The 9575-nt window shown below is 69.0% G+C and carries 12 protein-coding genes; 9 read left to right on the top strand and 3 right to left on the bottom strand.

Going from position 1 to position 9575, the window contains the following annotated elements:
* Positions 1-1872, top strand: a 1872-nt coding sequence (locus tag AX685_RS16270; protein WP_066490551.1) for a S9 family peptidase, incomplete at its 5' end; no start/stop codon positions are given.
* Positions 1869-2531: an MBL fold metallo-hydrolase gene (locus AX685_RS16265; RefSeq protein ID WP_066490549.1), complete on the top strand. Its 663-nt coding sequence runs from the start codon at positions 1869-1871 to the stop codon at positions 2529-2531. The genes AX685_RS16270 and AX685_RS16265, both read left to right, overlap by 4 nt.
* A gap of 19 nt (positions 2532-2550) precedes the next feature.
* On the opposite strand, the gene AX685_RS16260 is transcribed toward AX685_RS16265, so the two are convergent.
* Positions 2551-2994 (bottom strand): MAPEG family protein, encoded by a 444-nt coding sequence (locus AX685_RS16260; RefSeq protein ID WP_066490552.1) that lies wholly within the window; start codon positions 2992-2994, stop codon positions 2551-2553.
* A 215-nt stretch (positions 2995-3209) separates the two neighbouring features.
* Here AX685_RS16260 and rpmF point away from each other — a divergent pair, with 215 nt between their 5' ends.
* The 7 genes from rpmF to AX685_RS16225 all read left to right on the top strand — a co-directional run bounded on the left by rpmF (position 3210) and on the right by AX685_RS16225 (position 7255).
* Positions 3210-3389 carry a 50S ribosomal protein L32 gene (gene rpmF / locus AX685_RS16255; RefSeq protein WP_022688053.1) on the top strand — a complete coding sequence of 60 codons (180 nt, stop codon included), beginning with the start codon at positions 3210-3212 and terminating at the stop codon, positions 3387-3389.
* A gap of 41 nt (positions 3390-3430) precedes the next feature.
* Positions 3431-4465 (top strand): phosphate acyltransferase PlsX, encoded by a 1035-nt coding sequence (plsX, locus tag AX685_RS16250; protein WP_066490546.1) that lies wholly within the window; start codon positions 3431-3433, stop codon positions 4463-4465.
* Positions 4462-5442 carry a beta-ketoacyl-ACP synthase III gene (locus AX685_RS16245; protein WP_066490544.1) on the top strand — a complete coding sequence of 327 codons (981 nt, stop codon included), beginning with the start codon at positions 4462-4464 and terminating at the stop codon, positions 5440-5442. The genes plsX and AX685_RS16245 overlap by 4 nt, the downstream gene beginning before the upstream one ends.
* An 87-nt stretch (positions 5443-5529) precedes the next feature.
* Positions 5530-5829 (top strand): integration host factor subunit alpha, encoded by a 300-nt coding sequence (locus tag AX685_RS16240; protein ID WP_066490543.1) that lies wholly within the window; start codon positions 5530-5532, stop codon positions 5827-5829.
* A 5-nt stretch (positions 5830-5834) separates the two neighbouring features.
* Positions 5835-6176, top strand: coding sequence for a MerR family transcriptional regulator (locus AX685_RS16235; RefSeq protein ID WP_066490542.1), 342 nt, complete (start codon positions 5835-5837; stop codon positions 6174-6176).
* Positions 6177-6201: 25 nt separating this feature from the next.
* A complete protein-coding gene (locus tag AX685_RS16230) occupies positions 6202-6519 on the top strand; it encodes a hypothetical protein (RefSeq protein ID WP_197418656.1) in 318 nt (105 codons plus the stop codon).
* Positions 6520-6751: 232 nt separating this feature from the next.
* Positions 6752-7255 (top strand): GNAT family N-acetyltransferase, encoded by a 504-nt coding sequence (locus AX685_RS16225; protein WP_066490540.1) that lies wholly within the window; start codon positions 6752-6754, stop codon positions 7253-7255.
* Positions 7256-7306: 51 nt separating this feature from the next.
* Here AX685_RS16225 and lpdA read toward each other — a convergent pair whose 3' ends face one another.
* Together lpdA and sucB are read right to left on the bottom strand one after the other, a co-directional pair.
* Complete coding sequence (gene lpdA, locus AX685_RS16220) at positions 7307-8707, bottom strand: dihydrolipoyl dehydrogenase (protein WP_066490537.1); 1401 nt, start codon at positions 8705-8707, stop codon at positions 7307-7309.
* Positions 8708-8836: 129 nt separating this feature from the next.
* Positions 8837-9575: dihydrolipoyllysine-residue succinyltransferase (sucB, locus tag AX685_RS16215; protein WP_156445867.1), on the bottom strand; the 739-nt coding region annotated here is incomplete at its 5' end.

Here is a 9575-nt window from a genome sequence, read left to right as displayed (position 1 = left end):
GCCGCAATCACCGCCGACGGCGTGCCGCCGATCCCGGCGGCGCTGGCCGACCGCACGCGCCCGTATCTGGAGGCACGATCGGCGGGCGTAGTGGACTGGAACCCGCGCGACCGGTCGCTGCTGATCGCCACCCGCTTCGCCAATGTCGCGCAGCTCCACACCGTCGCCGCGCCGCTGGCGATGCGCCGCCAGATCACGTTCGAGGCCGATCGCGTGTCGTCGGCACGCTATTCGCCGTCGGGCGACGTGCTGGTGGTGGAAAAGGACAGCGGCGGGGGCGAATTCTACCAGCTCTACACGCTCAACGACGGGCAGTTGACGTTGCTGACCGACGGGAAGAGCCGCAACCAGTTCGGCGCGTTCAGCCATGACGGCCGGCTGGTCGGCTATTCCTCCACGCGCCGCAACGGCGCGGACGGCGACCTCTACGTCATCGACCCGCGCGATCCGAAGAGCGACCGGATGGTCGCGCAGGTGACCGGCGGCGGCTGGAGCATCGTCGATTTCGCGCCCGGCGGCGGCCATGCGCTGGTCGCGCAATATCGCTCGGTGCAGCAATCCACGCTCTACGACCTGGACCTGGCGACCGGGACGCTGCGTGCGATCACCGATCCCAAGGCGGCGGTGGCATGGAGCGGTGCGCATTATGCGCCCGACGGCACCTTGTGGGTCATCGGCGACCAGGGATCGGACGTCGCGCGGCTGGGCACGCTCGACCCGGCGACCGGGCGGTTCACGCCGGTGGCGGGCGATCCGCGCTGGGACGTCGAGGATATGGAGATCGCGCCCGATGGCCGGTTCCTGGTCTTCGTCGTCAACGAAGCGGGCGCCAGCCGGGTGAAGGTCATGGACCTGGCGACGCGCGCGGTGCGCCCCGTCACCGGGCTGCCCGACGGTGTGGCATCGGGGGTGCGGATCGCGCCGTGGGGGACGATCGCGGTAACGGTCAGCGGCGCGGCGACCCCGGGCGACGTCTTCGCGATCGACCCCGCCACGCTGGCGGTGACGCGCTGGACCGAAAGCGAGACCGGCGGGCTGGACCCGGCGCGCAACCCCGCGCCCGAACTGGTGACGGTGAAGAGCTTCGACGGGACGGGGGTGTCGGGCTTCCTCTATCGCCCAGATCCCGCGCGCTTTCCGGGCAAGCGCCCGCTGATCGTCAGCATCCATGGCGGGCCGGAGGGGCAGAGCCGCCCCGGTTTCCAGGGCGCGTCCAATTACTACACCAACGAACTGGGCGTCGCGCGCTTCTATCCCAACGTCCGCGGCTCGACCGGGTTCGGCAAGCGCTTCGTTGCGGCGGACAACGGGCCGTTCAAACGCGAGGATTCGGTCAGGGACATCGGCGCCTTCCTCGACGCGCTGGCAAGGGATCCCGCGATCGACGCCGACCGGATCGGCGTGGAGGGCGGCAGCTATGGCGGATATATGTGCTATGCCTCAGCGATCCGCTACGGCGCGCGGCTGAAGGGCGCGCTGTGCACGGTGGCGATCTCGAACTTCGTGACCTTCCTGGAAAATACCCAGGCCTATCGCCGCGACCTGCGCCGTGTCGAATATGGCGATGAGCGCGATCCGCAGCAGCGCGCGAAGCTGCTGGCGATCTCGCCGATGACGCGGGTGGTCGAATTGCGTGTGCCGCTGATGGTCGTTACCGGCGCCAACGATCCGCGTGTGCCCAAGAGCGAGGCGGACCAGATGGTCGCCGCGGTGCGCGCCAACGGCGGCAGCGCGTGGCACGTCGTCGCCGCGGACGAAGGCCACGGCTATGCCAAGAAGGCCAATCGCGATTACGCCTATTGGGCGGGACTGACCTTCTGGCAGGGCAAGCTGCTGGCGCCTCCGCCGGCCGCGGCGGGAGGCGCCAAGTGACCGCCACCGCGCCGCTGCGCGCCGCGATCGTGCCGGTCACCCCGATCGAGCAGAATTGCACGCTGATCTGGTGCACCGCGACGATGAAGGCCGCGGTGATCGATCCGGGCGGCGACCTGCCGAAGATCCACGCGGCGATCGCGCAGGCCGGGGTGACGGTGGAAAAGGTGCTGCTGACCCACGGCCATATCGACCATGCCGGGGAGGCCAAGCCGCTGGCCGAGGCGCTGGGCGTGCCGATCGAGGGCCCGCACGAGGACGACCGCTTCTGGCTGGCGCGGCTGGCCGACGACGGGCGCAACTGGGGCATCACCGGCGTGCCGTTCGAACCGGATCGCTGGCTGGTCGACGGCGATACGGTGACGGTCGGCGACCTGACGCTGGACGTCTACCACACGCCCGGCCACACCGCCGGGCACGTCATCTTCCACCACGCACCCTCGAAGTTCGCGCAAGTCGGCGACGTGCTGTTCCAGGGATCGGTGGGGCGCACCGACCTGCCGCAGGGCAATCACAAGCAGCTGATCGAATCGATCGTGACGAAGCTGTGGCCGCTGGGCGACGACACCGCGTTCATCCCCGGCCACGGCCGCCCCAGCACCTTCGCGCACGAACGCGCGCACAATATGTTCGTCAGCGACCGCGCGCTGTCCGCCTAGCCGCCGACGCCCCGGCGCGTCAGGCCGATGGCGTGTCGGTGGCGGGGGCCAGCGGGACCGGCGCCGGGCGCGCGCCGTCGGTATAGGCGATCGCGAGCGCCCAGCCGGCCAGCGCCGCCAGCAGCACCCATGTCCCCAGCGCGCCGATCGCACGCAGCGGATTGGGGGCGGGGCGGGTCATCCCCAGCCCGTGCGCGATTCGCGCCGCGACGAACGCGCCGCCCAGCCCCCACAGCCACGACGGCGAGCCGCCCGCCAGCTCGATCGCGGCGATCAGGATCAGCGCGAATGGCGCATATTCGATGAAATTGGCGTGCGCGCGTTGCAGCGCGAACAGCCGTTCGTCGCCGCCGTCGCCCAGCATCACCTTGCCGCGCATCCGCCCCGGCACGATTCGCATCGCCAGCCACAGGTTGACCACGGCACAGGCCGCGGCGATCGTCAGCGTCACCGGAAGCACCAGCATCTTCACCCCTCCCCAAGGCGCACGAGCGCCGCGGGCAAGGTGCCATCGCCCGACGCGGCTTGCAACGTCGCGGAATTTCGCTATAGGCGCGGGGCTTCGCGATGCGAGCCGATGCCCGGCTGCCTGCCGCGGCTGGCCATCGCGCCGGTCGCTGCGGGCGTTGTGTGCCGGCTGGCCGTGTATGGAAACATTAGACAGATCAAGGTGCCGCGATGGCCGTCCCCAAGCGAAAGACTTCTCCCTCCCGCCGTGGCATGCGCCGCGCGCACGACGCGCTGTCGGTCGAGGCGTTCCAGGAATGCCCGAACTGCGGCGAGCTGAAGCGTCCGCACAACCTGTGCACCGCCTGCGGCCACTATAACGGCCGTGAGGTCGTCGCGGTCGACGCCTGATCCACGGGCACGACACGACCTTACAGGAGCCCGCCTCAGCTATGTCCGACAGATCCCGGATCGCCGTCGATGCGATGGGCGGCGACGAAGGGCTGGCGGTGATGCTGGCGGGTGTCGCGCGGGCGCGCCGCGACTTTGACGACATCAGCTTCCTGCTGGTGGGCGACGAGGAGGCGATTCGCGCCGGGCTGGTCAACCACCCAAACCTGTCGCAGCATTCCGAGATCGTCCACGCCCCCGATGTGATCGCGGGCGACGAAAAGCCCAGCCAGGCGATCCGCCGCGCGCGGACAACGTCGATGGGGATCGCGATCGACTGCGTGAAGCAGGGGCGCGCCGCCGCTGCGGTGTCCGCGGGCAATACCGGCGCGCTGATGTCGATGGCCAAGCTGTCGCTGCGCACCATGCCGGGGATCGACCGGCCGGCGCTCGCCGCGCTGCTGCCGACGCTGGGCGACAATGACGTCGTGGTGCTCGATCTGGGCGCCAACACCGAATGCGACGCGCGCAACCTGGTGCAGTTCGCGGTGATGGGCGCGGCCTACGCGCGCACAACGCTGGACCTGTCGGCGCCGCGCGTCGCGCTGCTCAACATCGGCAGCGAGGACCAGAAGGGCACCGGGGAGATCCGCGATGCCGCGCAGCAATTGCGCGACGCGACCCATCTGCCGATGCGCTTCGCCGGCTTCGTCGAGGGCGACCGCCTGTCGCGCGGCGAACATGACGTGATCGTCTGCGACGGCTTCTCGGGCAATATCGCGCTCAAGACCGCGGAGGGCACCGCGCGCTTCGTCGCCGACCTGCTCAAGCGCGCGTTCCGCAGTTCGGTGCGCTCGAAGCTCGGCTTCCTGATCTCGCGCCCGGCGACCGAATTGCTGCGCGATCACCTCGATCCCAACAACCACAATGGCGCGGTCTTCCTCGGCCTCAACGGGCTAGTGGTGAAGAGCCACGGCAGCGCCAACGAGCGCGGCGTGGCGACCGCGATCGGCAATGCCGCCAAGATGGTGAAGGCGGACCTGACCCGCCGCATCATCGAAGACCTGGGCAATTTCGAAGCGAAAGCAGCGGCATGATCCGTTCGGTGCTGATCGGGACGGGATCGGCGCTGCCGGTCCGCCGTGTATCCAATGCCGAACTGGCGGCGCAGGTCGATACCTCCGACGAATGGATCGTCGAGCGCACCGGCATCCGCTTCCGCCACATCGCCGGCGCGGACGAGACCACCGCGACGCTGGCGCGCGACGCGGCCATTGCGGCGATCGAGGCGGCGGGCGTCACCGCGCAGGACATCGACCTGATCGTGCTGGCCACCGCCACGCCCGACAACACCTTCCCCGCGACCGCGACCAAGGTGCAGGCGATGCTGGGCATCGCCGATTGCGTCGCGTTCGACGTCGCGGCGGTGTGTTCCGGCTTCCTCTATGCGGTGCAGGTCGCCGACAGCATGATCCGCGCCGGCGCGCATCGCCGCGCGCTGGTGATCGGCGCGGAGACGTTCAGCCGGATCCTCGACTGGGAAGACCGCACCACCTGCGTGCTGTTCGGCGACGGCGCCGGCGCGATCGTGCTGGAGGCGCGCGACACCGCCGACGATCCCGCCGATGGCGCGGCGCGCGGCATCCTGGCGACGCGGCTCCACGCCGACGGGCGGCACAACGACCTGCTCTACGTCGACGGTGGCCCCTCGACCACCGGCACCGTCGGCAAGCTGCGGATGAAGGGGCGCGAGGTGTTCCGCCATGCCGTGGTCAATCTCGCCGCGGTGATGGAGGAGGCGCTGACCGCCGCGGGCCTCGCCACCGATGCGGTCGACTGGGTCGTTCCGCACCAGGCCAATGCCCGCATCCTCGACGCCACCGCGCGCAAGCTGTCGCTGCCCGCGGACAAGGTGGTGATGACCGTCGACCGCCACGCCAATACCTCGGCCGCCTCGGTGCCGCTCGCGCTCGACACCGCGGTGCGCGACGGGCGCATCATTCCGGGACAGATCATCGTCCTGGAGGCGATGGGCGGCGGATTTACCTGGGGTGCGGCGGTCCTGCGCTACTGATCCAGGTTGGCAATCGGCATCGACAAGCCGGGCTGCGGGCGGTAACGATCGGACACGGCTAACCTTTCTGGGGGGAATGGTACGGACATGACGGACGCAGGCACGCTCACCCGCGCGGATCTGGCAGAGGCGCTGCACCGGCAGGTCGGCCTGTCGCGCGCGGATTCGGCGCGGATGGTCGAACAGATCCTGGAGAAAATGTGCGGCGCGCTGGCGCGTGGCGAGAACGTAAAGATCTCCGGTTTCGGCACCTTCGTCCTGCGCGACAAGGGCGAGCGCGTCGGCCGCAATCCCAAGACCGGCGTCGAGGTGCCGATCGCGCCGCGCCGCGTGCTGACGTTCCGCGCCAGCCAGATGATGCGCGACCGCATCATCGGCGCCGGCTGACGCGCGTGGCGTCGGAAACCAAATCCGCCGCCGCCTTTCGTACCATCGGCGAGGTCGCGGCAGCGACCGGTATCGCCCCGCATATCCTGCGCTATTGGGAGGGCCGCTTCCCGCAGCTGCGCCCGGTGACGCGCGCGGGCAAGCGCCGCTATTATCGCCCCGAGGATGTGGCGCTGGTCGAACGCATCGACCGGCTGCTCAACCGCGAGGGCTATACCGTCAAGGGCGTTCAGCAATTGCTGCACGCCGAGCGTGGCCGGGCATCGCGCCCCGCGGCGACGCTGCGCGGCGTCCGCGACCTGCTGGTCGCCGCGCTGGCGCAGGACGACCGCGCGGCGCGGAGATAGGTCCCGCCGATCGATGGGGAATACCATGGGCCCGCGCTGTCCGGGTTGTTACGCCGCCGTGCCGTTCTGGCGGACGCAATGGGGGCTGGGCAGGGCGTTCCCCTGCCGCGCGTGCGGCCGGCGCCTCGTCATCCCCAAATCGCTGTCCACGATCGGCATCGGGCTGTTCGTCGTCTACTGGATGCTGAAGGGGCGTGCGGACGGCGCCGCGGAGACGATCGCATTGATCGCGATCCTCGCGGCGGTCGCGTCGGCGCTGAGCTGGCTGCTGGGGAAGCCGCTGGTCGCGCCGGACCAACGGCATCCGCCCGATGCGGACGCTTCCGCCAAGATTTTTCCCTAGGGCCAGGGCCCATTCTGGCAATGGTCGTGACGGAGCCGAGAAAGGCGCACGGCCAGGAGCGAGGAGGGAGCGATGCGTCAGCATCGTGACTGACGAGCGAGGCTAGCACGTTGCAGGGTGCCCCGACGCCGCCGTGCGCCTTTCCGGCCCGTCGCGCCATGGGCGATCACGAACCTTGCCAGAAGGGGTCCTGACCCCAAAGCCGCCACGATCGCGCATCAGAATGCGGGCCATGACCCGGATCAGATACGCCGATTTCCCTGCCGACGTTCCCGCGCTGCTGGCGATCTGGCGAGAGTTCATCGCCAATTCGCCGGTCAATCTGGACTATCAGGGCAACGACGCGGAATTTTCGACACTGCCGGGGAAATACGCTCGCCCGGCGGGATGCGTGTTGCTGGCGGATCGGGCGGGCGAGATCGACGGATGCGTCGCCCTGCGCAAGGTCAGCGCCGACATATGCGAGATGAAGCGGCTGTATGTCCGCCCCGATGCGCGCGGCGCCGCTCTCGGCCGCAGGCTCGTCGAACGGCTGATCGAAGAAGCGCGTGCGATGGGGTATCGGGAGATGCGGCTCGACGTCATGGCGCCATCGGTGTCCGCCCGGCGGCTCTATGCGACGCTCGGCTTCGCGCCGGCCGCGCCAGTGTCCTTCAATCCTGCTCCCGGTGCGGTATTCCTCGGCCTGCGCCTGCAGGGTGCCGCACTTGGTGGAGCGCCGGACGCCGCGCCGTAGCAAGGGCGTCCGGCAGTACCGGGGCGGTGGGGCGCCCCGGTGCGTGTGGGGTCAGATGTGGATCGGCTTGCCCTGCACCGCCATCGCGGCTTCCTTGACCGCTTCCGAATGGGTCGGGTGCGCGTGGCAGGTATAGGCGATGTCCTCGCTGGTGGCGCCGAATTCCATCGCCTGCGCCGCCTGCGCGATCATCGTGCCGCCGACGGTGGCGATGCACCATACGCCCAGCACGCGATCGGTCTTTGCATCCGCGATCACCTTCACGAAGCCGTCCGGTTCGTGGTTGGTCTTGGCGCGGCTGTTGGCGACCATCGGGAACTTGCCGACCTTCACCTCGCCGCGCTCCTTCGCCGCTTCCTCGGTCAGGCCGACGCCGGCGATCTCGGGCCAGGTGTAGACGACCGACGGGATGATATCGTGGTTCACGATGCCATGCTGGCCGGCGATGTTCTCCGCGACCGCAATCCCCTCGTCCTCAGCCTTGTGCGCCAGCATCGGGCCGGGGACGACGTCGCCGATCGCCCAGATGCCGTCCACCGCGGTGCGGAAATCGTGGTCGATCTCAATTTGCCCGCGCTGGTTGGTGGACAGGCCCGCGGCGTCGAGCGCGAGGCCGTCGATGTTCGGGCGCCGCCCGATCGACACCAGCACGCAATCCGCCTCGATCGTCGTCGCCTCGCCGCCCGCGGCCGGCTCCAGCGTCAACGTCGCCTTGTCGCCGTCGACGGCGACGCCGGTGACCTTGGTCGACAGCCTGAATTCGATCCCCTGCTTCTTGAAGATCTTGTTCGACTCCTTGCGGATATCGCCGTCGAAGCCGGGCAGGATCTGGTCGAGGAATTCGACGCAGGTGACCTTCGCGCCCAGCCGCCGCCACACGCTGCCCAGCTCCAGCCCGATCACGCCGCCGCCGATGACGACCATATGCTCCGGCACCCTGGGCAGTTCCAGCGCGCCGGTCGAATCGACCACGACCTTCTGGTCGATCGTCACGCCCGGCAGCGGAGTGACCGACGAACCGGTGGCGATGACGATGTTCTTCGCGGTGACGGTCTGCCCGCCGACGTCGACGCTGTGCGCGCCGGTGAAGGCGGCGCGGCCCTTCAGCCAGGTGACCTTGTTCTTCTTGAACAGGAATTCGATCCCGCCGGTCAGCTGCTTCACCGCGTCGCGGCGCTGGCCGTGCATCGTGTCGAGGTCGAGTTCGACCGTCGTCTTGATGCCCAGCTTCGCCATCGCGCCGTTGGCGGCGTGGTCGTAGAGTTCGGAGGCGTGGAGCATCGCCTTCGACGGGATGCACCCGACGTTCAGGCAGGTCCCGCCCAGCGTCTCGCGGCTTTCGGCGCAGGCGGTCTTCAGCCCCAGCTGCGCGGCACGGATCGCGGCGACATAGCCACCGGGGCCGGCGCCGATCACGAGGACGTCATAGTCGTACTGCTGTTCGTCAGCCATTTCCGTTGCCTCCACCCCGGCGAAAGCCGGGGTCCAGTTACGGGCCGGAGATGGTGAACGCCGCGCCCGGTTACATCTTCCTTCCCAACTGGACCCCGGCTTTCGCCGGGGTGGTACGTTGGGGACGTCTTACAGGTCGATCAGGATCCGCGTCGGGTCCTCGATCGCGTTCTTTAGCGCGACCAGGAAGGTCACCGCCTCGCGGCCGTCGATCAGGCGGTGGTCGTAGCTGAGCGCCAGATACATCATCGGACGCACCACCACCTGGCCGTCGCGGACGACCGGGCGGTCCTCGATGCGATGCAGGCCCAGCACCGCCGACTGCGGCGGGTTGATGATCGGGGTGGACATCAGCGAGCCGAACACGCCGCCGTTGGAGATGGTGAAGGTGCCGCCCTTCATCTCCTCCATCTTGAGCGTGCCGTCCTTGGCGCGCTTGCCGAAATCGCCGATCGTCTTCTCGATCCCCGCGACCGACAGCGCCTGCGCATCGCGAATCACCGGCACGACCAGCCCGTTCGGCGCGCTGACCGCGACCGAGATGTCGGCATAATCGTGATAGACGATCTCGTCGCCCTCGATGCTGGCGTTGACGGACGGAATGTCCTTCAGCGCCATCGTCGCGGCCTTCACGAAGAAGCCCATGAAGCCCAGCCGGACGCCGTGCTTCTTCTCGAACAGGTCCTTGTACTTGGCGCGCGCCTCGATCACCGCGGTCATGTCGACGTCGTTGAACGTCGTCAGCATCGCGGCGGTGTTCTGCGCTTCCTTCAGGCGCTTGGCGATCGTCTGGCGCAGGCGCGTCATCTTGACGCGCTCCTCGTTGCGGCCGCCCGACGATGCCGGGGCAGCGGCGGCCGGTGCGGCC

The organism is Sphingomonas sp. CCH9-F2, assembly GCF_001556735.1.
Taxonomy (GTDB): Bacteria; Pseudomonadota; Alphaproteobacteria; order Sphingomonadales; family Sphingomonadaceae; genus Sphingomonas; species Sphingomonas ginsenosidimutans.
Note: the sequence above shows the minus strand (reverse complement) of the source record. Positions and strands in the feature narration are given on the sequence as shown.